At 41.4% G+C, this 26,186-nt stretch carries 28 protein-coding genes and 1 other annotated feature; of the genes, 3 read left to right on the top strand and 25 right to left on the bottom strand.

Annotated elements, in window-relative coordinates:
* Positions 1–3: 3 nt before the first annotated feature.
* From PR699_RS01385 to btuC, 10 genes are all read right to left on the bottom strand, one after another.
* Positions 4–492 carry a C40 family peptidase gene (locus PR699_RS01385; RefSeq protein ID WP_014658203.1) on the bottom strand — a complete coding sequence of 163 codons (489 nt, stop codon included), beginning with the start codon at positions 490–492 and terminating at the stop codon, positions 4–6.
* A gap of 90 nt (positions 493–582) precedes the next feature.
* The gene (gene arnF, locus PR699_RS01380) at positions 583–984 is read right to left on the bottom strand and encodes a 4-amino-4-deoxy-L-arabinose-phosphoundecaprenol flippase subunit ArnF (RefSeq protein ID WP_004919107.1); all 402 of its coding nucleotides are present in this window, start codon (positions 982–984) and stop codon (positions 583–585) included.
* The gene (arnE, locus tag PR699_RS01375; RefSeq protein ID WP_004919105.1) at positions 981–1,328 is read right to left on the bottom strand and encodes a 4-amino-4-deoxy-L-arabinose-phosphoundecaprenol flippase subunit ArnE; all 348 of its coding nucleotides are present in this window, start codon (positions 1,326–1,328) and stop codon (positions 981–983) included. Before arnE ends, arnF begins: the two co-directional genes overlap by 4 nt.
* Positions 1,325–2,983, bottom strand: coding sequence for a lipid IV(A) 4-amino-4-deoxy-L-arabinosyltransferase (gene arnT / locus PR699_RS01370; RefSeq protein WP_004919103.1), 1,659 nt, complete (start codon positions 2,981–2,983; stop codon positions 1,325–1,327). The genes arnE and arnT overlap by 4 nt, the downstream gene beginning before the upstream one ends.
* A gap of 7 nt (positions 2,984–2,990) precedes the next feature.
* Complete coding sequence (gene arnD / locus PR699_RS01365) at positions 2,991–3,884, bottom strand: 4-deoxy-4-formamido-L-arabinose-phosphoundecaprenol deformylase (RefSeq protein ID WP_014658202.1); 894 nt, start codon at positions 3,882–3,884, stop codon at positions 2,991–2,993.
* Entirely contained in the window at positions 3,884–5,866 is a 1,983-nt protein-coding gene (gene arnA, locus PR699_RS01360; RefSeq protein WP_004919101.1) for a bifunctional UDP-4-amino-4-deoxy-L-arabinose formyltransferase/UDP-glucuronic acid oxidase ArnA, read from the bottom strand. The genes arnD and arnA overlap by 1 nt, the downstream gene beginning before the upstream one ends.
* Positions 5,866–6,858, bottom strand: coding sequence for an undecaprenyl-phosphate 4-deoxy-4-formamido-L-arabinose transferase (arnC, locus tag PR699_RS01355; RefSeq protein WP_004919099.1), 993 nt, complete (start codon positions 6,856–6,858; stop codon positions 5,866–5,868). Before arnC ends, arnA begins: the two co-directional genes overlap by 1 nt.
* Positions 6,858–8,003 (bottom strand): UDP-4-amino-4-deoxy-L-arabinose aminotransferase, encoded by a 1,146-nt coding sequence (gene arnB, locus PR699_RS01350; RefSeq protein WP_014658201.1) that lies wholly within the window; start codon positions 8,001–8,003, stop codon positions 6,858–6,860. The genes arnC and arnB overlap by 1 nt, the downstream gene beginning before the upstream one ends.
* 132 nt (positions 8,004–8,135) lie before the next feature.
* Positions 8,136–8,906: an ATP-binding cassette domain-containing protein gene (locus PR699_RS01345; RefSeq protein WP_004919095.1), complete on the bottom strand. Its 771-nt coding sequence runs from the start codon at positions 8,904–8,906 to the stop codon at positions 8,136–8,138.
* Positions 8,907–8,912: 6 nt separating this feature from the next.
* Positions 8,913–9,914, bottom strand: coding sequence for a vitamin B12 ABC transporter permease BtuC (gene btuC, locus PR699_RS01340; protein WP_014658200.1), 1,002 nt, complete (start codon positions 9,912–9,914; stop codon positions 8,913–8,915).
* Between the two features lie 121 nt (positions 9,915–10,035).
* On the opposite strand from btuC, the gene PR699_RS01335 reads away from it, so the two are divergent.
* Positions 10,036–11,052, top strand: a complete 1,017-nt coding sequence (locus tag PR699_RS01335) for a RhoGAP domain-containing protein (RefSeq protein WP_014658199.1) — start codon at positions 10,036–10,038, stop codon at positions 11,050–11,052.
* Between the two features lie 248 nt (positions 11,053–11,300).
* Here the strand turns inward: PR699_RS01335 and ihfA are convergent, their stop codons facing one another.
* The 14 genes from ihfA to fos form a co-directional block, all read right to left on the bottom strand.
* A complete protein-coding gene (gene ihfA, locus PR699_RS01330; RefSeq protein WP_004919089.1) occupies positions 11,301–11,597 on the bottom strand; it encodes an integration host factor subunit alpha in 297 nt (98 codons plus the stop codon).
* Positions 11,598–11,601: 4 nt separating this feature from the next.
* Positions 11,602–13,989: a phenylalanine--tRNA ligase subunit beta gene (gene pheT / locus PR699_RS01325; RefSeq protein WP_014658198.1), complete on the bottom strand. Its 2,388-nt coding sequence runs from the start codon at positions 13,987–13,989 to the stop codon at positions 11,602–11,604.
* 14 nt (positions 13,990–14,003) lie between these two features.
* Positions 14,004–14,987, bottom strand: coding sequence for a phenylalanine--tRNA ligase subunit alpha (gene pheS, locus PR699_RS01320; RefSeq protein ID WP_014658197.1), 984 nt, complete (start codon positions 14,985–14,987; stop codon positions 14,004–14,006).
* A gap of 123 nt (positions 14,988–15,110) precedes the next feature.
* Positions 15,111–15,235 (bottom strand) — a sequence feature (Phe leader region).
* On the bottom strand, positions 15,185–15,229 hold the full coding sequence (pheM, locus tag PR699_RS19650) for a pheST operon leader peptide PheM (protein ID WP_120752679.1): 45 nt from the start codon (positions 15,227–15,229) through the stop codon (positions 15,185–15,187). Its footprint overlaps the feature before it by 45 nt.
* Before the next feature lie 89 nt (positions 15,236–15,324).
* Entirely contained in the window at positions 15,325–15,681 is a 357-nt protein-coding gene (gene rplT, locus PR699_RS01315; protein ID WP_004263714.1) for a 50S ribosomal protein L20, read from the bottom strand.
* Positions 15,682–15,723: 42 nt separating this feature from the next.
* Positions 15,724–15,921: a 50S ribosomal protein L35 gene (gene rpmI / locus PR699_RS01310; protein ID WP_004263702.1), complete on the bottom strand. Its 198-nt coding sequence runs from the start codon at positions 15,919–15,921 to the stop codon at positions 15,724–15,726.
* A gap of 94 nt (positions 15,922–16,015) precedes the next feature.
* Positions 16,016–16,555: a translation initiation factor IF-3 gene (infC, locus tag PR699_RS01305; RefSeq protein ID WP_036943861.1), complete on the bottom strand. Its 540-nt coding sequence runs from the start codon at positions 16,553–16,555 to the stop codon at positions 16,016–16,018.
* A 347-nt stretch (positions 16,556–16,902) separates the two neighbouring features.
* A complete protein-coding gene (gene infC, locus PR699_RS01300; protein ID WP_071599650.1) occupies positions 16,903–17,442 on the bottom strand; it encodes a translation initiation factor IF-3 in 540 nt (179 codons plus the stop codon).
* 3 nt (positions 17,443–17,445) lie between these two features.
* Entirely contained in the window at positions 17,446–19,374 is a 1,929-nt protein-coding gene (gene thrS / locus PR699_RS01295; protein ID WP_014658195.1) for a threonine--tRNA ligase, read from the bottom strand.
* 809 nt (positions 19,375–20,183) lie between these two features.
* Positions 20,184–20,783, bottom strand: coding sequence for a LysE family translocator (locus tag PR699_RS01290; protein ID WP_014658194.1), 600 nt, complete (start codon positions 20,781–20,783; stop codon positions 20,184–20,186).
* A 307-nt stretch (positions 20,784–21,090) separates the two neighbouring features.
* A complete protein-coding gene (locus PR699_RS01285) occupies positions 21,091–21,540 on the bottom strand; it encodes an isoprenylcysteine carboxylmethyltransferase family protein (protein ID WP_014658193.1) in 450 nt (149 codons plus the stop codon).
* 122 nt (positions 21,541–21,662) lie between these two features.
* Positions 21,663–22,058 carry a hypothetical protein gene (locus PR699_RS01280; protein ID WP_004919070.1) on the bottom strand — a complete coding sequence of 132 codons (396 nt, stop codon included), beginning with the start codon at positions 22,056–22,058 and terminating at the stop codon, positions 21,663–21,665.
* Between the two features lie 130 nt (positions 22,059–22,188).
* Complete coding sequence (locus PR699_RS01275; RefSeq protein WP_004919069.1) at positions 22,189–22,713, bottom strand: N-acetyltransferase; 525 nt, start codon at positions 22,711–22,713, stop codon at positions 22,189–22,191.
* Between the two features lie 55 nt (positions 22,714–22,768).
* Positions 22,769–23,188, bottom strand: a complete 420-nt coding sequence (gene fos, locus PR699_RS01270) for a fosfomycin resistance glutathione transferase (RefSeq protein ID WP_014658192.1) — start codon at positions 23,186–23,188, stop codon at positions 22,769–22,771.
* Between the two features lie 462 nt (positions 23,189–23,650).
* Here fos and PR699_RS01265 point away from each other — a divergent pair, with 462 nt between their 5' ends.
* Entirely contained in the window at positions 23,651–24,355 is a 705-nt protein-coding gene (locus tag PR699_RS01265) for a MarC family NAAT transporter (RefSeq protein WP_004919062.1), read from the top strand.
* Here the strand turns inward: PR699_RS01265 and PR699_RS01260 are convergent.
* A complete protein-coding gene (locus tag PR699_RS01260; protein ID WP_004919061.1) occupies positions 24,352–25,008 on the bottom strand; it encodes a transglycosylase SLT domain-containing protein in 657 nt (218 codons plus the stop codon). The two genes, PR699_RS01265 and PR699_RS01260, sit on opposite strands and share 4 nt — an antisense overlap.
* Positions 25,009–25,274: 266 nt before the next feature.
* Here PR699_RS01260 and PR699_RS01255 point away from each other — a divergent pair, with 266 nt between their 5' ends.
* Entirely contained in the window at positions 25,275–26,186 is a 912-nt protein-coding gene (locus tag PR699_RS01255; protein WP_004919060.1) for a metal ABC transporter substrate-binding protein, read from the top strand.

Raw genomic sequence — 26,186 nt, 5'->3', positions numbered from 1 at the left:
AAATCAGATACGCCGCGCTTGCCAAAACACTTTTCGCCAATACACATTATCCATTGACGAACGGATCACACCCTTACTGGTCGATGCATGAATAAAGGTATTATCTGTATCATAAATTCCGACATGTAAACCATTTTCACCGGACCCCGTTTTAAAGAAGACGAGATCACCCGGCATCAGATCGGATTTATCAATACGCGTTCCCAATCGTGTTTGATCTATCGTTGTACGCGGCAATTGGATAGCAAAACGGTCGCTAAATGTACGGTAAACAAACCCAGAGCAATCAATACCGCTTTGACTCATCCCACCATAATTATATGGCGTACCATACCATTGCTCTAACTGTTCTTTAAGTTGTGCAATGGTCATTATAGGGTCAGATAATTGCGTTTTTAGTGGCGGTGGTGGCGTTCTTTTTACCGACGTGGAAGAGCAGCCAATCAACACTAATGAAAGCAATAATGGTAGGTGTTGCCATTTTATTATCATGTTGCACCCTTAAATAAACAATCGACACGCTTAATTTATTATCATAGTTGCTCAAATATGAAAAATAAATTATCACGCAACCAAATTATTCTACTTTTGAGATTGTCCTTTTGTTGGACGGCTAATTAACCAAACACCAAGGATAATAAATGCAACGCCCCCTGCTTTTAGCCAAGTCGCGGGTTCATGATACCAAGGTAAAATAACCGCTAATAGATAAACAAATACATAGCTTAAGCTAATCAGCGGATAGGCTTTATTAAGCGGAATGGATTTTAGTGCAAACAACCAACATAGCATTGATAAGGCATAGCAGACTAACCCCACAAACACTATGCTAAGATTTGCCAGATTTGCGAGTAGCCATTCAGATTGTAACCAATGCCATCCTAATGTAAACGAAGGCAACCCCACTACACCTGCTTTTAAGCTTAATTGTGCAATGGTGACTAATAGCGCACTTCCTATTACCCAAAAATAGCCTTTGTTCATCCGCTTATACTCATCAAAAAAATACCAAACATAATTGCCGCCACACCTAGCCAATGATTAAGCCCTGTCTGCTCATGGTAGACAAACTGACCAATCAAAGTAACCAACACAAAATTAATACTAAGCATTGGATACGCAATGCTAAGCGGCATGCTTTCGAGCAATTTAAGCCAAAACAGCATGCCTAACCCAAGCATTAGCAATGCCAGCACCAGCCAACGAATGGCTGATGCCGTTTTATTATGTTTATCACCCTGCCAGCATACCACCGCTTGCTTTTGCGCTATTTGCCCAAGGCAAGTGAGTACACTAACTAAAAGCAGTAATAATAATTGAGCAATCATTGTTTGTGATACACCACTATCGCAATTCGCGAATTACTGATCACCTCATCTGGCTTAGGAATATCCGGTAATCCTTCTTTACGTCCAAGTAAGAAAACCACTGTCACTTGGCCTTCTTGGCGAGCTTTTGCCAACCAAGCCGCAAATTGATCAGGCTTCACTAAACGGTGTTGGCTATCCGGGTATTCCAAACCATAAGTCAGCTCACCGCTGCTATTATACAGGTAGATATTAGCGTTTTTCGTTTCCCACGCTAACCCGGCTGCAATGCCCACATTACTCGCCATAAGATATTTGCTATCCATCAACAAGTCATGGTTTTGGTGGATAAAGCTCTGTGGCAGTTTGGAATTTATCGTGTTATTTGGCAATGCACTACCGATACACAGGCTCACCGCCAACGAGCAAGAGGCGGCCCATAGCCAATATTTGGCATTTAACACGGTACATAGGTAACCGATGATACCCCAAATCGAAAAAGCAACGATACCAAGCACCATTTTTGACCATTCGTCGGCTTCGTATAACGGGCGCTTAATCACCGTACTGACAACAATGACAGCGATTACGGCGAGCACCCCAATCGCAACGTTGATCATGCCATTGGCCTTTAATGCTTTCATCTTCCCACTGCGTACACAATCCACCCCATATTTAGCCATGAGCAGTGCTAGTGGAGCCATAAATGGCAGCATATATGTTGGCAATTTGCCGCGTGAAATGCTGAAGAAGATCACAGGCACAATAAACCAACAGAGTAAGAAAAACATATCTGGACTTGATTTGCGCTCTCTCCAACCTTTCAGCAAAGAGCCAGGTAATAACCCAACCCAAGGTATACTGCCTAATAAAATAATCGGAATGTAATACCAAAAAGGAGCAATGTGTTGCGCATCATCGGCGGTAAAACGTTTAATGTGCTCTATCCAGAAGAAGTAATTCCAATAGTCAGGCTCCTGTTTAGCGATGGCTAGCGCCCAAGGTAAACTAATGATAACCGCTGATATAATCGCCAATGGCCCATACTTCACCATCTCAAGAAAGCGCTTTTGGTAGATTGTGATAGGCAACATTACAATCACAGGAATGGCAAGCGCAAGGAACCCTTTGGTCATAAAGGCCATCCCACACGCTAAACCAAGACATATCCATGCAGCAAGTTTTTCTTTTACGCCACGCGCCTTCATCGCCCATAGGCAACAATACATACTGGCTGCTATCCAGAGTGATAGCATAGGGTCAAGTACACTATAGGTGCCGACAGCAAATACCAAGAACATCGACACATAAATAAAACTTGCGACATAAGCGACATGGTTGTTACGCCACATCATTTTTGCCATTCGGTAAACAAGTAATGCACTGAGCAAAATACAAAATACCGAACCAAAACGAACTGCAAAGTTAGTATCGCCAAAAATCATTTGGCTAATATTGTTGATCCAATAGCCTGCTACTGGCTTTTCAAAATAGCGTATATCCAGCATATATGGCACGATCCAATCACCGCGTTGTAACATTTCACGGCTGATTTCTGCATATCGTGTTTCGTCAGGTTGCCAGAGTAAACGGCTATTTAACGGTAGCAGATAAGTTAAGATAAAAAAAAGAGCCAGCAGAGAGGCTCCTACTTTGCTCGCTCGATTATTCAACATGCTTATACTATCCCTCTTCTTGGCAGCCAAGCCAACCCTCACGCCCTGGGAATGGCGCTCTCACGACTTTCCCTTTAGGTAAAGTGCTAATGTCTTCTGGCAGCAAATCACTCAATGTACAGAATTGGATTTCTTCTTGGGCAATTCGTTCCAATAATTGTGAAAATTGTTCTGATTTAGTCATACCTTCAACTTCAGTATGAATGGTGTAAACGGGGACACCTTGATCCTCTTTTATCGCTTGAAGGATAAAATCATTAAAATTTTCATCACTGACAACGGTGCCAACGACTTCATCATAAGTCGGTAATGTGACAGGAATTTGTACCGTGCCTATTGAACCATCACGTAAAATGGGTCTAAATGGATACTTACCGCGACAATCGCTGTTGTAATTAAAACCAAACTTTTGTTTAACCTCAAGCACACGTTCATCGCCTCGCCAGCCAGCAACCGCCGAACACGTAACAGGCTGACCGATGGCTTGCTGCAAAGCATCAACTCCCAATTTAACCTGCTCCGTTAATTGGGCTTCGCTCCATTTAGCCACTTTGGCTTGCCAACCTTGGTGATCCCAAGCATGCAACCCTACTTCATGACCTGCATCTAGCGTTTGTTTCATCAAATAGCCTAAATCTTTGGCTATTTTTTTACCTGGCCACGCTGTACCCGCCAATAAAATATCTAGCCCATATAGGGAGGCGGCATTTGACCTCAGCATTTTCCACAGGAATTTAGGACGCAAAAGGCGCCATAAATGGCGCCCCATGTTATCGGGTCCTACACTGAAGAAAAAGCTGGCCTGAATGTCATGCTGTTTCAGCACGTTGAGTAGTTGTGGTACACCTTCTAATGTGCCTCGATAGGTATCCACATCAATTCTCAAGCCAACTTTTTTCATTAGTTCTTACCTAATTCTTCTACCGCACCTTGCAAGAAGAAATCCAGTGTCTCTTCAATAGTATCTTTCATATCGATTGTTGGAACCCAATCAAGCAGACGACGTGCATTTTCCACGCTTGGTTTACGGTGTTCAACATCTTGATAACCTTTACCATAGTAGCTGCTACTTTCGATTTCACGGAAACCTGCAAACGGAGGGAAATGGCCGCGTAGAGGGTGTTTTTCGAAACTTTCAAGTAACATTTCAGCTAATTGGCGAATGCTTGCTTCGTTTGTTGGGTTACCGATATTGATGATCTGACCGTCGCATTTGCCGTCTTTGTTTTCAATAATACGGAACAGTGCTTCGATACCATCTTTAATATCAGTGAAACAGCGTTTTTGCTCACCACCATCAACCAATTTAATTGGCGAACCTTCAACTAAATTCAAGATTAACTGAGTGATCGCACGAGAGCTACCAATACGTGCTGAGTTCAGGCTATCCAAACGTGGCCCCATCCAGTTAAACGGACGGAATAACGTAAATTTCAAGCCTTCTTTCGCGCCATATGCCCAAATCACTCGGTCTAACAGCTGTTTAGACACAGAGTAGATCCAGCGCTGTTTATTGATAGGACCAACAATCAAACGTGACTCATCTTCATCAAACTCTTTATCATCACACATCCCATAAACTTCAGAAGTCGATGGGAAGATAATACGTTTGTTATATTTCACGCAGTAACGCACGATTTTCAGGTTTTCTTCAAAGTCTAATTCAAAGACACGCAGTGGGTTACGGGTATATTCGATTGGTGTTGCAATCGCCACCAATGGCAGAATAACGTCACATTTCTTAATGTGGTATTCGATCCATTCGGTATGAATACTGACGTCACCTTCGATAAAGTGGAAACGTGGGTTACCAATAAAGCGGTCAATCGCCGATGAGCTGATATCCATACCATAGATATCATAATTATCATCTTGCAATAAACGCTCTGTTAAATGGTTACCGATAAAACCGTTAACACCTAAGATCAGAACACGCTTACGACGTTTAATTTGTGCAGTCGGTTTTGGCCCTACACGAACATCAGTCACGATACCCATTTCATTTGCTAGACGGTTGCCTTGCATATATAAACCGGAGTCACCCTGACCACTAACAACTTCAATAGCCCCTTCGCCACAAGCAATACGCAGAGGGTCACTTGATAATACTGTACCCGCGCGTTTACCTTGATTATCATCGAGCACACGTGCACGCCAAATTACCATTTTACGCTCACCTAAATAGGTAAATGCGCCTGGGTATGGCTCAGTAACAGCACGAATTAAGCAATCAATTTCTTTTGCAGAACGGTTCCAGTCGATCAAGCCATCTTGAGCGGTACGACGACCGAAATAGCTTGCTTGGCTCTCATCTTGCGCCACTGTTTTATAGCTACCCGCTTCAATCAATGGCAGTGTTTTATCTAACAGTACTTCAGCCGCTTCACGAACTTTTGCGTGTAACGTTAATGCAGTATCAGTATCGGTGATTGTGACTTTTTCTTGTGCAACAATGTCACCCGCGTCGGCTTTAGTGACCATTTTGTGCAACGTCACGCCTGTTTCTTTCTCGCCGTTCAGCAATGCCCAGTTAATTGGTGCACGACCGCGGTATTTAGGCAGTAAAGAGCCATGCAGGTTAAATGCACCTTTAGGGGCCAATGCCAGCAGTTCTTCACTGAGCATATCGCGGTAATAGAATGAGAAAATTACATCAGGTTTTAATTCGCGAATACGTTCAATCCATAGCGGATGGTTTACGTTTTCTGGCGCGTAAACAGGAAGTTCCATGTCCGCGCTGACACGCGCTACTGAAGAGAAAAAGTGGTTTTCGTTAGGATCATCAGTATGAGTAAATACTGCTTGAATATCGAAACCTGCTTTTTTTAGCGCTTTCAGCCCTACACAGCCAATATCATGATAGGCAAAAACAATAGCTTTCATTAGTTTTCTTCCTGGTTTTTGTCAGTCTTAGCCTTAGCACCGACGACTTTTTGAATAAAATAACGGGGTCTCGCGCGCACATCATTATAAATCCTGCCGATATATTCACCAAGCAAGCCCATAGCAACAAATTGTGCACCGATAAACATAAAGAGTATTGCAAACAGTGTGAATACGCCGTCAGCGGCCCATGTTGCACCAAAGAGCAAACGTAATACGATTAACAACACTGCAAGCAAGAAACCGCCTGCTGCAATAATACTCCCAACAACACTTAACAAACGCAAAGGTGCTGTTGTTAAACACGTCAACAGGTCATACATTAAATTAATCAGCTTCATAAAGCTGTATTTAGAATCGCCAAACTCACGTTCAGCATGCGCTACATCAATTTCAATGGTTCTACGAGCAAACGTGTTGGCTAAAATTGGAATAAATGTACTTCTTTCATGGCATTGCAACATCGCATCAATAATATGACGGCGATAAGCACGCAACATACAACCATAATCGCCCATAGAGCGACCGGTCGCTTTTGTGATCATCGCATTAATCATTTTAGATGCCGTTTTACGGAACCAAGAATCTTGACGGTTAGCACGACGCGTGCCAACAACATCATAGCCTTGTGCCGCCGTTTGCACTAAGCGAGGGATCTCTTCTGGAGGGTTTTGTAAATCAGCATCCAGTGTAATCACCAAATCACCATCCGCTTGATTGAAACCAGCCATAATTGCAGAATGCTGCCCATAATTACGATTCAAAATAATCGCGATAACATGGTTATCAGGATTTTCTGCTGCCTCAGTCAACATTTTAGCGGAACGGTCACTACTCCCATCATCCACTAAAATCAACTCATACTCTTGCGTAAGTTGTTTACACGCTTTAATTGTACGCTCAAGTAACTGAGGTAGGCTTTGCTCTTCATTATAAACAGGGATTACAACAGAGACTTTTTTTATCTCTTCAAATTCATCTACAAATGACACTATTTTGACTCCAAAAGGATTTCATTTATCGCTTTAACAACCCGATCAACATCTGCATCAGACATATCAGGGAAGAGAGGCAGGGAACAAAGGGTCGCGGTGTTCCATTCTGACTCTACGAGTGAGAGCTCTGGGTATTTCTCACGGTAATATTTCTGTGTATGTGCGGCACGGAAATGTAAACCTGTACCGATATCATACGCTTTTAGTTTTTCCATAAAGCTATCACGATCAATACCGCATACACTTTTATCGACACGCACCATAAATAAGTGGTTAGCATGCAAATGTGAATATTCAGGAACTGAAAGCATTTGTAATGGGGAGTCTTTCAGTGCGGCACGATAACGCGCTACCAATTGTGCACGACGTTGATTCATTTCTTCAACACGAGACAACTGAACAACAGCAATCGCTGCATGAATATCAGATAAATTATATTTTAAACCAGGTTCAACCACTTCTGCTTGTGGTTTTCGACCTTGCATTTGTCTATCAAAGGCGTCAACCCCGAGACCATGGAATTTTAAGGTACGAACGCGCTGTGCTAATTCATCATCATCAGTGACGACTAATCCACCTTCCGCACACGTCACATTTTTAATTGCATGAAAAGAAAAAATAGCGGTTCCCTGCTGACCAATCCATTCTTCTTTATAGCGCGTTCCCACCGCATGAGCCGCATCTTCAATCAACGCCACTCCCGCTTTTTGCGCGATAGTACGCAAAGCGTCAAGATCACAAGGAGCACCTGCGTAATGTACAGGAATTATCGCTTTCGTTTTCGCAGTAAGCGCTTTTTCTACCGCATCGGGTTGTACCATTAATGTATCACGGTCGACATCAATCATAACGGGTGTCGCGCCTAATAACTCAATCATATTAATGGTGGATACCCATGTCTGCGACGGGGTGATCACCTCATCGCCTGGGCCGATACCCAATGCCATTAAAACAACATGCATACCCGCAGTGGCTGAACTTAGCGCTATTGCATGCTTACAACCATAACGTTCACAAAAATCTTGTTCCAACTGATGGTTCTGAGGCCCTGTCGTAATCCAGCCTGAACGTAGAACTTTCTCTACTGCCTTAACCTCTTCGTCACCGATTGCCGGTTTTGAAAACGGAAGGAAATTGCTCATATAATCTGTAGCCTAATTTTTTATTAAGAAGAGAGTATTCTAGTTAAAGTTACTTTAACCGAACATCAACACCTGAAAACATTTCTTATATCGTAAAGCATAATGAAACCGACGATTAAAACAATTTTTCTGCTACTCGTCAAAACTAATTACTTGCCAAGTTTTCGTTTCGCTATCTGTACTTGAAATAATTTTACTTGCAAATATCTCAGATAAATTAAAGTCAGTCATCACTTGCTCAGGTTTACCTGAAAAAATAATTTCACCTTTTTTTAACATCCATATACGACTTGCATGTCGATATGAATGACTCAAGTTATGCCCACTCATTATAACCGTTCCTTGGCAATCACAAAAATATTTCACCCATTTATCAAGCTTGGATTGTTGAATAATATCTAAATTGTTTGTTGGTTCATCAAATAGAATAAATTTTCCACTTAAATCTTGACGATCCCAAACTTGCAAAAAAGTTGCAATAATACGGACTCGCTGCCATTCACCACCCGAAAGTTGTGTAATAGGTTTCATTAACAAGCACGCTAATTGGAAATCTTCAGTTAATTGGTTAAATAACGCTATTTGATACTCATTTGATGAATAAAACAGCGCCAGATATTGAAAGACTTTTAAAATAGGTTGCGTTGATACTTGCTGAGGAAAATAAGCTCTCTGCTGACGCAAAGCTTGCACCCGATACTCGTTGAGCGCCCGACCATTAATATTTAATTGTCCTTGAAAAGCTAAAAAACCACTCATTCCACTGAGCAAGGTACTTTTCCCCGCCCCATTTGCACCAAGTAAATGAATTTGCTCTCCCGCAAACACAGTTTCATTAATATTGATAAGTCGGCTATCAATGGAAAACTGAATTAGCTCAATGATAGGTTGTCTATTCATCATTTTATTTTATCGCCATTGATTGTTACGCGCTAATAGCCAAATAAAGATAGGTGCCCCTAACGTCGCGGTTATCACACCAATAGGTACCTCAGCATTAGCAATCAGTGTGCGTGAAAGCATATCGGCTAATAATAACCCTCCCGCTCCTGTGATAGCACACCCCGGCAATAATGTTCGGTGGTCGGTCAATCCTGCCAACCGTAAAATATGGGGAATGACTAACCCAACGAAACTAATAGCACCCGCAAGAGCAACGCTCAAACCAATTAGCACCCCCGTCACGATAATCAGAGCAAGACGCCAGCGATGGTGAGAAAAACCGAGTTGATAAGCTTGCAATGATCCAAGTGATAAGTAATTGAGTGTATTACCTTGGCAAATTGCCCACAATAAAAAAGGAATACAAGCAATGACTAGAGCAAATTGACGCCAATCAATACCGCTAAAGCTTCCCATCATCCAATAGAGGAGTTGACGTAGGTCTAGGCTGCTACTCATATAGACCATCCAAGTCATTATCGCACCACAAATCACACCAAGCGCCACGCCAACTAGCAGTAAGCTCGTGTTATTAAAATGCTTTCGTTTGGCAAAAAACAGCAGTATCGCGGTTAACAATAATGCACCAACAATTGCACCTGAACTTATTAGCCAATACTGAGTTACCCCATGAGAGAGCAAAACAATCAGAACGACGGCGACACCAGCACCATTGCTGATCCCCAATAACCCAGGTTCAGCCAGTGGATTTTCGAATAAGGCTTGCATGATAGCCCCTGTTACCGCAAGGGCTGCACCAATGGTAATGACTGCCAATAATCGAGGAAAACGAATTTGCCAAATAAATAATTGTGCCGATTCGCTCGCCCATTGGTTAGGCCATAACCCTACTTCGCCGACACTCAAAGCCAAGACACTGACAACGATTAAAAAACAGACCAATACACACAGTAACCGTATATCGGCGTGCCTCTGACGTTTTTGAAGGGTAAGCAATTGATTATTCATTAAGTAGAAAATGTCTTAAATATTAACAGTATTGCCCAATTATAGCTTTTTGTGCAAGCGATACCAATGCAGCAAATTTATACTGCACATCCATTTTTATTTGAGCATTTGAAGGGACAATATGAAATCGACTTTATCAACATCAACGCCCGACTTCACTTCCACAACTAAAATAGCCGATACACCCCTTAAGCCTATCAATCAACCCAAAACAAGCCTCTTTGCTGCATCAATCCAACGAGTGACTAATGTTTTAAAAAAATTTTTAGGGTTACCTTCGCAACACCAACATGAATCTATTGAAATAAAAAATAAAAATATTGATGTATTAAATTACAAAAAATTAAGCGATAGCGATCAAGAAAATGCGCTCCCCCCTTCTCAATACAAAACTCCGGCTGAATTAAACGCAATGCAAATGCGGATAGCGCAACAACAAACAGCAAAACTCATTGAAAAACAGAATATAGATGCTATCAATGAGTATATTGGTATCGCTTATGAAGATCGCCTTAAATACCAGCAAATTAATGAGATTGGTACTGCTATCTTATCTCATCCAAATTACTTACATGAAACAGGACCATTTCGAATATCAGGCAACAAACAGAGAGTTGAAATAATATTAGAGCATCTCGCTAGCAATAAATCTATTGATATCTTTTTTATTCAAAAAAATAACATTGACGTATCTGATCTAACATCAGCATATAAAAAATTAGTTGGCAACGTTTTAGATAGTTCATCGAGTGAACAAAAAACATTATCGACTCTCTTCACAAAATATCATGATGCAATCGGAAACAAAGCTACAGTGAAACGTGCTATTGAAACAAACCCAACATTGGCAACGAACAAAAATAATATTTTAGCCGTTTCTGATACAAAAATTTTAGACTCACTGCCACCGCTAAAAAAACTGCCATTGATATTGCAAATAGCGGTGCCCCTACTTACCGAAATCAGCCGTCATGCAGAAAAACACCAGATGACCCCAGAAAATTTATCGATCGCCTTTGCCCCGACTCTCGATAGAACCGATTATTCTAAAACGGCGGGAAATCCTCTTGATCAACTTAAACAAATAGGACTTGCACAATTACCTATTAATTATTTTACCGCATTGTTGCAAAGATAGGCGACCGAATATAAATTTTTCCACCTTAAAAGTTATAGCTACCGATACCATAGGTAGCTATTTAAAATATCGATAAATACATCAGTGTGATCAATCCTCAATATCCTCTAAATATTTTCTAGCTGATAGTGTGGAAACCCTATTCTGCATCCAGATAGATAGCATAAAATATATTGAAATAATGCTGTGCCATGAAAAACAAAAGACCGCCTAAACGGCGGTCTTTTACTCGCAATGCAAGTCTACTATCACTCTTTTGGTGTCGCTTTTTCGACGCGGCTCTTCAATTTTTGGCCAGGACGGAAAGTGACAACACGGCGTGCAGTAATTGGAATATCTTCCCCAGTTTTTGGGTTACGACCGGGACGTTGATTTTTATCACGTAAATCAAAGTTACCGAATCCAGATAATTTCACTTGCTCACCATTTTCTAAGGAGAGGCGAACCTCCTCAAAGAAAGATTCCACAAGGTCTTTAGCATCACGTTTGCTAACACCCAGTTTTTCAAACAAATTTTCTGACATTTCAGCTTTAGTAAGCGCCATAGTTTTAGTCCCTCAAGGAGGCTTGGAATCGCTGTTTTAATGCAGCAATACACAGATCAACGGTCGCGGTTATCTCTTCTTCTTCCATGGTACGCGTTGTATCTTGGAAGACGAGACTGATAGCGAGACTCTTATAACCGTCTGCTATCCCTTCACCACAATACACATCAAACAAGTTTATGCCAACTATATGATTTATGCCAACTTTTTTACATTCTGCCAAAACATCTGCGGCGGCAACGTTTTCTGGCACAACAATCGCAATGTCGCGACGGTTCGATGGATAGCGTGAAATCGCCTTCGCATCAGGGATTGCACGATGTGCTATCGCATCACAACGAACCTCAAATACCACAGTTCGACCATTTAAATCGAGTTTACGTTCTAGTTCTGGATGAACAACACCAATAATACCAATATGTTCATTTTCCAGATAAATCCCAGCACTTTGACCAGGGTGCAATGCCGGATGTACTTCAGGTTTAAATGTAATTTGATTCAGTTTGCCAGTCAATTCCAAAACAGCTTCAAGATCACCTTTTAAATCAAAGAAGTCCACAACTTGTTTATCTAATGACCAATGTTCATCGAATCGGTTACCCGCAATCACGCCAGCCAGCATGGTTTCCTGACGGATTTGATATTCTGCTTGATTATCAGGGATAAAGCGCAAACCTGTCTCAAATAATCGAATTCTATTTTGTTGACGATTTTGATTATAGACTACCGTAGTCAAAAGACCTGTTAAAAGTGACAAACGCATCGCCGACATATCAGCAGAAATTGGGTTTGGTAACACTAATGCTTCCTGCTCTGGGTGAAGCAAAGCTTGCACTTTCGGGTCGACAAAGCTGTAAGTAATTGCTTCTTGGTAGCCTTTATCAACTAACATCGCCTTAATACGCTTAAGCGGCAGATTAGCTTCTTTGTGCTTAGTCATGACTAAATCTGCACGCAGCGGTACATCTGGAATGTTGTTATAACCATAAACCCGCGCAACTTCTTCAACCAGATCTTCTTCGATCTGCATATCGAAACGCCAGCTTGGTGCAACCACATCCCAACGCCCTTCAGAAGCTTTCACTTGGCAACCTAAACGGGTCAAAATATCTGTCACAACATCATCCGCAATCGCATAACCAATCAATCGATCGAGTTTATTGCGAGTCAGAGTAATATGAGCGACTTTCGGTAAATGTGCTGAGCTGGTGACATCAATAATGTCACCAACTTCACCACCACAAATATCCAGAATCAATTGTGTCGCACGTTCAATGGCTTTGAACTGTAATTCAGGATCAACACCACGCTCAAAACGGTGAGAAGCATCAGTGTGCAAACCATAATTACGTGCACGGCCTGTAATCGCTAGTGGATTAAAAAACGCACATTCTAGAAGGATGTTTTTGGTTTCGCTGTTAACACCTGAATGCTCACCACCAAAAATACCCGCAATACCGAGTGGATTTTTCTCATCAGCAATCACTAGCGTATCAGCTTTCAGCGTCGCTTCGCTACCATCTAACAGAACCAGCTTTTCATCTTGTTTTGCCATACGCACCACGATAGCGCCATTTAGGCGATCGAGGTCATAGGCATGCTGAGGTTGACCCAGTTCAAGCAATACATAGTTTGTGATATCAACAACAGCATCGATTGAACGCACGCCACCACGGCGCAATTTCTCTTTCATCCACATTGGGGTTGGTGCAGAGACATCAATATTTTTGATAACTCGACCAAGAAAACGCGGACATGCTTCAGGTGCTTCAACGCGGATTGGGAAGGTATCGGTTGTAGTGGCTTTCACCGCCTCAATCTTAGGCGCTGTCAGTGCTTGTTTATTGATTACAGCCACATCACGTGCTACACCAAGAATGCTTAAACAGTCCGCACGGTTTGGCGTAATGCTAATTTCGATGATGCTGTCATCAAATTTCAAATAATCACGTAAATCAGTACCAATTGGCGCATCTAATGGCAGCTCAATAATACCGCTATGATCATCAGAAATACCTAACTCAGAGAATGAACAGAGCATCCCTTCTGACGGCTCGCCACGGAGTTTTGCTGCTTTGATTTTAAAATCGCCGGGTAGAACTGCACCAACCGTTGCGACAGCTACTTTCAAGCCTTGACGGCAGTTAGGTGCCCCACACACGATATCAAGCAAGCGATCGCCGCCAACATTGACTTTTGTGACTCGTAGTTTATCTGCATTTGGATGCTGACCACATTCGACCACTTCACCAACAACAACACCTGTAAATTGCCCCGCCACCGGTTCAACACCATCAACTTCCAAACCGGCCATCGTGATTTGTTCGGATAATGCTTCACTGCTAATGGCTGGGTTCACCCATTCACGTAACCAAAGTTCACTGAATTTCATGAGAAAGTCCCGCCTTATTTAAACTGTTTGAGGAAACGAAGATCATTTTCGAAGAATGCGCGCAAATCAGAAACACCGTAGCGCAACATTGTAAGGCGCTCCATTCCCATGCCAAATGCAAAGCCTGAGTAGATTTCTGGATCAATACCCACATTGCGTAGTACATTTGGATGAACCATGCCGCAACCTAACACTTCTAACCACTTACCATTTTTCCCCATAACATCCACTTCAGCAGAAGGCTCTGTGAATGGGAAATAAGATGGACGGAAGCGGACTTGGACTTCTTCTTCAAAGAAATTATTTAGGAAATCATGCAATGTGCCTTTTAGGTTAGTAAAGCTGATATCTTTATCAACAATCAACCCTTCTGTTTGATGGAACATTGGCGTGTGTGTTTGGTCGTAATCGTTACGGTAAACACGACCAGGTGCGATAATACGGATTGGCGGTTGTTGCCCATTCATGGTACGAATTTGCACACCGGAAGTTTGGGTACGCAGCAAACGCTTCGCATCAAACCAGAAAGTATCATGATCGGCACGAGCTGGGTGGTGGGCAGGAATATTTAATGCATCAAAGTTATGGTAGTCATCTTCGATTTCAGGCCCTGTCTCAACACTAAAGCCTAACTCACCAAAAAACTCTTCAATTCGCTGAATGGTACGGGTAACTGGGTGTAATCCCCCATTTTCCATACGACGCCCAGGTAATGAGACATCAATTTTCTCCGATGCTAAACGTGCATTCAGTATTTCAGCCTGCATGGCTGCTTTACGCATATTCAGTGCATCTTGAACCTGTACTTTGGCTTCATTAATCACAGCCCCTGCTGCTGGACGTTCATCAGCAGGCAGATCACGCAACGTTTTCATCTGTAGTGTGAAGTGGCCACTTTTGCCTAAATATTCAACACGAACTGACTCTAACGTAGCAACATCTTGGGCCTGTTCAATGGCTGCTTTTGCCTGTGCAACCAACTCAGCGAGATGTGGCATTATTTCCCCTTTATGACCTTACGGTCGTTTTGCTAGTTATTCACCGATTTATTAAGTTCTCACTTGCCATTTATTGAATGGATAAGCACTTAACTGATTTTACTGTATTTTTCTTCAATCAAAAACAAAAAAGCCTCCTGACGGAGGCTTTAGCGTAACTTTTCGTTTCTTTTCTTACGCGCGCAAGCCCCCGAAACTCAGGTGCTAAAGTAAAAGAAGAAACGAAAAGCGACGATTTGCATATAATTAATTCACTAAACAGACTGTATTACTTAAGTATTAACATAAAACCACATAAATGAAAAGAGGAAGTCTCCTTCCTCTTTTCAAGCAAACATTAAGCTAAAGCGCCTTTCGCTTTTTCAACTAAAGCAGTGAATGCTGCTTTGTCGAATACGGCGATGTCTGCCAGGATCTTACGGTCGATTTCAATTGAAGCTTTTTTCAAGCCATTGATGAAACGGCTGTAAGACAGACCGTTTTGGCGAGCCGCTGCGTTGATACGCGCGATCCACAGTTGACGGAACTGACGTTTACGTTGACGGCGGTCACGGTAAGCGTATTGACCAGCTTTGATTACCGCCTGAAACGCTACGCGGTAAACACGAGAACGTGCACCATAGTAACCTTTCGCCTGCTTCAGAATTTTTTTGTGACGTGCACGGGCGATTACACCACGTTTTGCGCGAGCCATAGCTATCTCCTATCGTCTTTAATCTTATTAACCAATGTTTACTTATGCGTAAGGCAGGCAGGCAACTACCAGACCCAGATCGCCCTTAGATACCATTCCTTTCGGACGTAAATGGCGTTTACGCTTAGTAGACTTTTTAGTCAGAATATGACGAAGGTTTGCATGCTTGCGCTTAAAGCCACCGCCTGCAGTTTTTTTAAAGCGCTTTGCTGCGCCACGTACAGTTTTAATCTTTGGCATTTCTTTAATTTCCAACTTCGCATTGTGATAAACTACGAATTAATTAGGCGAATAGCATCTACATTACTGTAAACACAATTACTTGATGGCCTAATTATTTCTTCTTAGGTGCCAGCACCATGATCATCTGACGCCCTTCAATTTTTGAAGGGAATGACTCCACAGACGCCAGCTCATCCAAATCGGACTTAATACGGTTAAGTACATCCATACCGATTTGTTGGTGAGCCATTTCACGACCACGAAAACGCAGTGTAACTTTGGCTTTGTCACCATCTTCGAGAAAGCGAATCAGGTTGCGTAGTTTGACCTGATAATCACCTTCATCTGTACCAGGGCGGAATTTAATTTCCTTCACCTGAACAACTTTTTGCTTCTTCTTCTGTTCTTTTTGAGACTTGCTCTTCTCATAAAGGAATTTGCCGTAATCCATGATACGACAAACTGGCGGTTCGGCATTTGGGCTGATTTCAACAAGGTCTACCCCTGCTTCTTCGGCTTTTTCTAGTGCATCACGCAGGCTCATAATGCCGAGCTGTTCGCCGTCTAAACCGGTTAAACGGACTTCATTCACACGAATTTCATCGTTAATACGATTTGGACGTGCTGTTGGGATTCTTTTTCCGCCTTTAATACTTTATTCCTCCAACTGGATAAAGAGATTTGCTTATATTCTCTAAAGCATACACCCTAGTTACCGTTTAATCTAATAGATTCAATATGTTGATAACTAAAGTGCCATATTCTTTGCCTACGTCACCTCGGGTAATTACCGAATGATAAGGCGATTCGACCGCGGATTTTAATGCTTATTGCCCGATTACTCAAGTAGATAATCAATTTTTTCGCATAAACCCATGTCTTTTCATACTATCAAGCCTATATTCAGAGCATCCAATATAGGTTGTTAGATATTTTCCATGATTGGTTCAACAAGATATAGCACCCGCTTTTATGCGGGTGCTGTTCATGATGATAAACTTACTTTTTCTTTGGTGCTAAGACCATGATCATCTGGCGACCTTCAATTCTTGAAGGGAATGACTCCACAGACGCCAGTTCATCCAGATCGGCTTTAATGCGGTTAAGCACTTCCATACCGATCTGTTGGTGAGCCATTTCACGACCGCGAAAACGCAAGGTAACTTTGGCTTTATCACCATCTTCCAAAAAGCGAATCAGACTACGTAGTTTAACTTGATAGTCGCCTTCATCTGTTCCTGGACGGAATTTAATTTCCTTCACTTGAACAACTTTTTGTTTTTTCTTTTGCTCTTTCTGAGACTTACTCTTCTCATAAAGATATTTGCCGTAATCCATGATCCGGCAAACAGGTGGCTCAGCATTAGGGCTAATTTCAACTAGGTCAACACCAGCCTCTTCCGCTTTCGCAAGTGCTTCACGCACACTCATGACACCGAGTTGCTCACCGTCAAAACCGGTAACTCGAATTTCAGTTGCACGGATTTCTTCGTTAATACGATTTGGACGTGCTGTTGGGAGTTTTTTTCCGCCTTTAATACCTTATTCCTCCATCTGATTAAGCTGACGACTGCGAATTTCTTCTAGCAGTTTGTTTGTAAATTCATTGACATCTAGGCTGCCTAAATCTTTACCGCGACGGGTACGTACAGAGACTTTACCTGATTCAACTTCTTTATCGCCGCAAACTAACATGTAAGGAACACGACGCAAGGTGTGTTCGCGGATCTTAAAGCCGATTTTCTCGTTACGTAAGTCCGCTTTCGCACGAATGCCAACACTTTGTAGCTTGCTGACTAATTCTTGAACATAATCCGCCTGAGTATCAGTGATGTTCATCACAACCACTTGTTGTGGCGCCAACCATGTTGGGAAGAAGCCTGCATATTCTTCTGTCAAAATACCGATAAAGCGTTCAAGTGAACCTAATACCGCACGGTGGATCATCACAGGCACAATACGTTCGTTGTTTTCACCAACATAAGATGCATTGAGGCGGCCTGGCAAGAAGAAGTCTAACTGTACAGTACCACACTGCCATGCGCGGTCTAGGCAGTCATACAGTGTAAATTCAATTTTAGGACCATAGAATGCCCCTTCGCCTGGCTGGTATTCAAACTCAATACCTTGATCTTTTAACGCCTGAGCCAGATCCGCTTCTGCGGTATCCCACATATCGTCAGTACCGATACGTTTTTCAGGACGTGTAGACAATTTAACAACAATTTTTTCAAAGCCAAATGTTGCATAAACGTCATAAATCATTTTAATACAGTCGGTGACTTCACTTAAGATTTGATCTTCAGTACAGAAGATATGAGCATCATCTTGTGTAAAGCCACGTACACGCATTAAACCATGTAACGCGCCGGATGGTTCATTACGATGGCAGCTACCAAACTCAGCCATTCTTAATGGCAGATCACGGTATGATTTCAAACCTTGGTTGAAAATTTGTACGTGACCTGGGCAGTTCATTGGTTTCACGCAATACTCACGGTTCTCAGAAGACGTTGTGAACATCGCGTCTTTGTAGTTTTCCCAGTGCCCAGTTCTTTCCCAAAGCACCCGATCCATCATAAATGGACCTTTTACTTCTTGATAGTTATAGGCTTTTAGTTTAGTACGTACAAAGGTTTCTAATTCACGGAAGATTGTCCAGCCATCATTGTGCCAGAACGCCATACCCGGCGCTTCTTCCTGCATATGGTATAAATCTAATTGCTTACCAATTTTACGGTGGTCACGCTTAGCCGCCTCTTCAAGGCGTAATAGATAGGCATTTAGCTGCTTTTTATCTGCCCAAGCGGTACCGTAAATACGTTGCAGCATTTTATTATCGCTGTTACCACGCCAGTATGCACCCGCCACTTTCTGTAATTTAAAGTGGTGACAGAAACGCATATTAGGTACGTGTGGACCGCGACACATATCAATATATTCTTGATGATGATATAAGCCTGGGCGGTCGTCTTGACTAATATTTTGATCAAGAATTTCAACTTTATAATCTTCGCCACGGGCAACAAAGGTTTCGCGAGCTTCGGCCCAAGAAACACGTTTTTTAATTACATCATAATCTGTTTTGGCAAGCTCAAGCATACGCTTTTCAAGCTTTTCCAAGTCTTCCTGCGTCAGCGCATAATCTAGGTCAATATCATAATAAAAACCATTATCGATAACTGGACCAATTGCCATTTTGGTGTTTGGCCACAATTGTTTGATTGCATGACCTAGCAAGTGAGCACAAGAGTGACGAATGATTTCTAACCCTTCATCATCTTTGCTGGTAATGATAGCCAAATTGGCATCATGCTCGATCAGTTCACAGGCATCAACCAATTCACCGTTTACACGGCCCGCAATACACGCTTTTGCGAGACCTGCTCCAATATCACGCGCAACATCCATCACAGAAACGGCATGGTCGAACTGACGCTGACTTCCATCAGGAAGAGTAATAACAGGCATTAATAAATCCTTATCAGCAGTGGTGACCCACACGAAAGATCACTTGCTTGATTATTCCAAGTTTATAAAACAATACGTTACGATTAATTCCTCACTTCACTATGCGAGATATGTACACAAATGACTAACTGACTATGCACATTAAAAGTAACTCATTGACAATGATAACACAGACTGATTTATTCGCGATAGATGAGTGGTTATTATCGCCGAATAGTTCAAGCCTGCTCAAATAGAGCGATGGACACAATTTGAATAGTGCAACATAGAAAATGGTGAGTTTATATGAAGTACCAATCAATACGAAAATGAGCGCAATAAAAATACTGAGTCTATTTTCTACAATTAAAACAAGATATGCCGCATTGCCACAACAATATAAATAGGTATAAATACTAAAATAATCAACCCTTGGCTTTGCTCAACTGGAAAAATATTTGGATTGTCACCACAGGTTGCTAATAGCTGCTTCCCATTAAAGGCCGCCTATTTTTCAAAATGACGAGTGAAAAACTGAGCCTATATATCAGCGCAATGATAATCACAATTCAGTCAGCCCCTTTTTCACTAATGCTGACTTTCTATCCGATTTATTTAATCGTAGGTTTGCTCAATATTCATTCCCGTTTCGATTGGTTTAATTAACTCAATTGTGCGCGTGGAGGTATATAGCGGAATGTATAGGTGGTATGCGTCTTTCCACCAGCCTGCCTACACTCCCCATATACACCATAATGCTGTATATCCACTATCACTTATCCGATAACCCAATATTTCCCTTTTTGCCTTACTGTTGAGGCGATAAGATATTATTGGAATATCACTGATATCGCACTTGCCGCAAGCAATAGCCCCATAATTAAATTAAACTTTTTCAAAACATTAGGGTTCTTCAATCGTTCGCGCAACTCACTACCAAACATAGCCCAAATCGTGACAGATGGAAAATTAATTAGGCTAAAAATAACCGCCACAAGCAACATTGAGCTATAAGGGTTCGTTGAGTCTGTGTAGAGGGCCATACCCGATATCGCCATCATCCATGCTTTTGGGTTTACCCATTGAAACAGCGCTGCTTCTAACAACGTTAGCGGTTTTTCATTACTGTTTTTTGCTGATCCAACTGAACGGCTGATTGTCGTCTTCCAAGCTAGCCATAATAAATAGGCTATCCCTAGATACTTCAAAATATTATAAACGATCTCTGACGACTTAATTAAAGCCCCCACTCCCATTCCCACTGCAATTAGCATCACCAAAAAGCCTATTGAGACCCCTAATGCGTGTGGCATAGTTCGCTTTAGTCCAAAATTCATCCCCGATGCAAGTAACATGATGTTATTGGGGCCTGGGGTAATGGACGTGACAAAAGAAAACATCGATAACGAAATGAAAGTTTCAATATTCATAGTGTGTGCATCTATTGAGCAAATGGTTAATAAAAAATAGCAATGGATTGTTTACTCAATGCATTGGCCTTCCGGCCGCTGAATACTGAGTGAAGAGCAGTGTAAAGTGATCTGAATTCACTTTTTTTATCTCTGCGTGCGCATGCCTCGTTTTACGTCATCAACCAGTAAATAGATACCTCTAGTCGTGATACGCTCCGCTGATAAATAAACAAGACAATATGATAAACAACGATATTTTGCGCTAGTTGTTAAGAACAAAATGCATATTTAACGGTTATTTTAAAATACACACCGTATTCTTAAGTTACAGCCAGCGTCGTGTTTGTTGGCTATAACGTTGCCACTCCTCTTGAAAACGTGCTGATAGGAACTTTTCTTCTTGAGGGATAGTATACAGATCGGTCACCAGCCAAAATACAAGGCCTGATATAAGAAAATACGGTGATTGGGTAAACAGTGCCAAACTGACACACAAGGATGTAAACGCCAAATAGAGTGGATTACGAGAGAATTTAAATGGCCCCTCCGTGATCAACGCTGTTGCCTGAACGATGGGATTAGGGGATGTCTTGTAACGATAAAAATAATATAAACTGGCGGCTATCCACCCAAAGCTTTCCAACGCAACCAGTATCGCCAATATTCCCATCCAACCAGAGAAACTCCAAGACAGGCTATTTTTCGTATCAAGATAATAGAAGGCGATGGCGTTGAAAATTAGCCAATTTAAGAAAGGAAGTCTAAATATGCGCATGATACGCTCCCTAAATCAACACGGCATACTTAGACTAACACAAATCATGTAAGATGTTTTAAATAACAAATTTTGCTTTCTATCCTTGCGATATTTTCTGCACTATTTTGATTAAATTAACGCTAATTATTTCCCAAAAAGAACACACTTTTTAACCCTTCTAAGCGTGCATATTCTTGTTGGCAAACTAATTTCCGTACTTGTACTGGCATACTCTCAACCCGTGAGCGTATGGCATTCAATTGGTCGTCCAGTCCATTCATACCTTTAACGTTGACAACATCTTCATTTGTCTTTAAATATTCGGCAAAGGTTTGCAAATTACTTTCTAAACTGTCACATGCATTATAATCCGCACCCCAGCTTGGCATTAGCGCATTAATAGATTCAGGCAAAATACTTGCTACACTAGGATAGATGTCCTGCTTCCATTGCTGCGGAAAAACAATAAGCAGTGCAGCTATTGCGACTCCCATTAGCATGACGAATGCCGTCAGAGCCGTCATTACATTTTTCATTTACAACCCCAAAACTTACCTGTTTGACTTTAGTTAGCATAGTGCATAGGGCGTAAAGCAATATTTATAATAAAAAATAGTTTGTAAAGAAAACTCTAGCAATATTAATAGGCTAATAAAAGCAAGCAAATTAAGATGATACGTTTACGCTTAAGTGCTTATAGAAAATAGTTGTACTCTCAAACTCCTGTTGAGCATTCGATACAAAATGAGGAATTTCGCCCACCTCGATATAATCTTGTTGGCGATACAGATGTGCAGCAACATCACCTGTACGAGTATCTAATACAAGTAATGTTCGTTGATGGCTTAGCGCTACCTGCTCCACAGCGAGAAGTAACTGTTTAGCTATGCCTTGCTGACGAAAAGCTGTGTGTACCATGAGTTTTTCAACTTCTGCCCGATGGCGACCATTTGCCTTTGCGCAAAATGAAAGTTGAATTGCCCCAGCTAACTGTTTGTCGACTAATTTTACGAGTAATAAACGTTCACCGGTTTGCAAGCCTTGATCAACTGTTTGCCAATAATTGCGCGCTTCAACCTGTGTTATTGGAGCAATAAATCCAATCGAAGCCCCACTGTTCACACAGTCGATTAATAACCAATCTAATTGTTGTTCCAATCCACCAACAGTCGCTACACTTTGAATAGACATAATGTTTCCCTATAACTTTCACCTGTGTTATCACCTATTCGCCGCGGTGTATTGACTATGAATAAAATACCATTCCGTCGTACGGCTTTTTGCGGCAACTCTTTAATCTATCTATTAATGAACCAACATGAATTTCTAATTGATGACCATCTGGATCTAAAAAATAGAAGGAGTCACCTTCACTGCGGTTATCTTTCCAGACAGTCACGCCGGCTTGATGCAATTTTTCAACGATATCCGAAAAATCCTCAGCTAACACCGTAAAAGCATAATGGGTGTAATCACGACGCTTTGCAGCAGCAACCTCTTGTCTCATCGGATCATAAGAAAGGCATACCCATAGTGCACCACAGGTTAAATAAGCCCCTCGCTCCCAACTTGCATGTAACTGCATTCCTAATACCGTCTGATAAAAAGAAATACTTTTTTGTATGTCACTAACGGCTAGAGTTAAATGATTGATTCCAATTAGCATTTTTTCTCCCACGCTCACTAATAAATAATTGTACACGTATTCTTTTAATGAATTTACATAACCAGTAAGTAAATAACAAAATTAACGGTATAACTTAACCATATCGAAATTTTGACAACCTACTAATAGATGCCCTTTCCCTTTTTATGTCCCCCATAAAAAGGGTTTTTTTTATCTTAAAAATTGAACATTTTTTAGCTCACTGTTATATCTCACTGTTATAAAAAGAGTAAATCAACTTATTCACAATAGAATGCGAATGTTATCCACAGTTAATGTGTACAACTACTTCTTTTTAAATCTTAAAAAAATCATCGCAATAAGATTGGTAACTTTATCGCGTGATATATCAGAGATTGTGTAGCGAGATAAGCGGTTTTACGGGGCATCTGTGCATAATTTTTGCTATAGTGCCAATTCGCACTGAATTTTAACCTCCATTAAGAGCTTAATTTGCCTATTATGAATGATTTTCTTCAGCTATTTCAGGCCATCGGTATTGGATTGGTTTTAATACTTCCTCTTGCCAACCCATTGACAACAATTGCAGTGATGCTGAGTTTGTCTGGCAACATGACCAAAGAGCAGCGAAACCATCAATCACTTTTGGCTTCTATTTATATTTTCGCGATCATGACTATTGCCTTCTACGCAGGGCAATTAGTGATGAATACATTTGGTATTTCGATTCCCGGATTACGCATTGCTGGTGGGTTAATTGTGGCATTTATTGGTTTTGGTATGCTATTCCCTAGCGGTGAGAATAACGATGATACCAGTGCCTTAACACCTGATGACACAACCGTCTCTAAAAAACGTCAAAAATCACCTAATATTGCGTTTGTTCCCCTTGCCATGCCGAGTACTGCCGGGCCAGGTACCATCGCTATTATCATTAGCTCAGCGGCCTCTTTACAAGGTGATGTTGGCTTTGCCCCTTGGGTATTAAAAGTCGCTCCGGTAATCACCTTTTTCATTGTTAGCTTAATTGTTTGGTTAGCATTACGAGGTGCCACTTCTATCATGAAATGGTTAGGTAATGGTGGAATTGATGCGATATCAAGGGTAATGGGGTTCTTATTAATTTGTATGGGAGTGCAGTTTGTTATCAACGGTATCGTTGAGATTGTCGCGCAACTCCCACATTTAGTGGCGGCACATCATTAATTCATGGCTAATGAATTATAGGCATTTTTGACTTTCCATAAATAACGCGGAGCTTGAGGCGCTGGGTGTTTCGTTTGAACGTGTTGATAAAACTCTTCAGGTGTCAATCGATTAATCATCGCGATAGCTCTGCCTTTATCATTATCAAATGTCCTTAACAAGGCGCCAGCACCATTGACGTAAGCCACGACAGTCGCATAGTACATCGTTTGGGGATTGTTAATCCCAGCAAGGTGTTGCTCTTTTAATATCCGAATATAAGCTGTGCCAATATCAATATTTTTTCTCGGATCTTTTAAATCTCGCGTTGAAGGCTCCCCTGATTTCCCTTGGTAACGATATGCATCACGCCCCGCAGTTGAAGCTTTGATTTGCATTAAACCAATCGCATTCGACTTACTGACGACATCCGGCCGGAAATTTGATTCAACCTCAATGATGGCCCGAATTAAGGTTTCATCGACATTATAACGACTCGCAGACTCTCGAATGAACTCATCAAATGGCGTACGAGGAAAGGAAATATTTTGCTGCACTGTTGATAAATTGCTACTTTTATTTAACATCCGTTGTGTTGATACTTGTTTTTCTGGTTCACTAGAGCAACCCGCTAGCAACAGAAATACCAATGCGCCACTGATATTTTTTTTCACCGAGATATCCTCTGCTAATAAAACTGACGGAAGAATAACTAATAGTAAGAAAAATAAAATAATTTTTACTTAACTTTTACTTCAAGACATGTTTTAGTCATTGAAAAAAGTAATCACAATAATAGAAAAATCACACACTTTTTGTCTTGACTTTATCCAATTGATATTGATAATCATTATCAATTGAATTTTGCTCCTGCTATTCTTTTTATGCGTAACAGGGTAATTAAAAAATCCACTAAGCCAATGATGTCAGGGTCTGAATAATGAAGAAAACACTATCTCTACTGTCTAAACCACTACTTTCTGCTGTCTTTGCTTTATCTACTATTTTACTAATCAGTCAACCTGCATTAGCTAAAAAGTTTAAGGTCGTCACAACTTTTACCATTATTCAAGATATCGCACAAAACGTCGCAGGGGATGCCGCCGTTGTGGAATCGATAACCAAGCCTGGCGCTGAAATCCACGGCTACCAACCAACACCAAAAGATATCATGAAGGCCTATGATGCCGACCTGATCTTATGGAATGGCTTAAACCTTGAAGTCTGGTTCCAACGCTTCTTTGAAAATTTCCAAAATGTTCCTGCTGTTGTCGTCACTGAGGGGATTGACCCTATGCCAATTCGTGAAGGCGAATATAAGGGGAATCCGAACCCACACGCATGGATGTCACCTGCAAACGCCCAAATTTATATCGAAAATATTCGCAAAGCATTGGTTAAGTATGATCCAGAAAACGCAGAAATCTACAACCAAAATGCGAAAAAATATGCTGAACAGATTGCACAACTTGATGCTCCACTGCGTGAGCGACTCAACCGTATCCCTGAAGAGAAACGTTGGTTAGTCTCAAGTGAAGGCGCTTTCAGCTACTTAACAAAAGATTATGGCTTTAAAGAAGCTTATCTCTGGCCAATTAATGCGGAAGAACAAGGAACGCCACAACAAGTTAAAAATGTGATTGATACTGTACGTAAATATAATATCCCTGTGGTATTTAGCGAAAGTACAATTTCAGACAAACCAGCACGCCAAGTTAGTAAAGAAACTGGGGCAAAATACGGTGGAGTCCTTTATGTAGATTCACTATCAACCGCAGATGGCCCAGTACCAACCTATATCGAACTGTTAAATACAACCGTTGACACTATAGCGAAAGGATTTGATCAGTAA

It is taken from the genome of Providencia sp. PROV268 (assembly GCF_028477805.1).
GTDB classification, from domain to species: Bacteria; Pseudomonadota; Gammaproteobacteria; order Enterobacterales; family Enterobacteriaceae; genus Providencia; species Providencia stuartii.
Note: the sequence above shows the minus strand (reverse complement) of the source record. Positions and strands in the feature narration are given on the sequence as shown.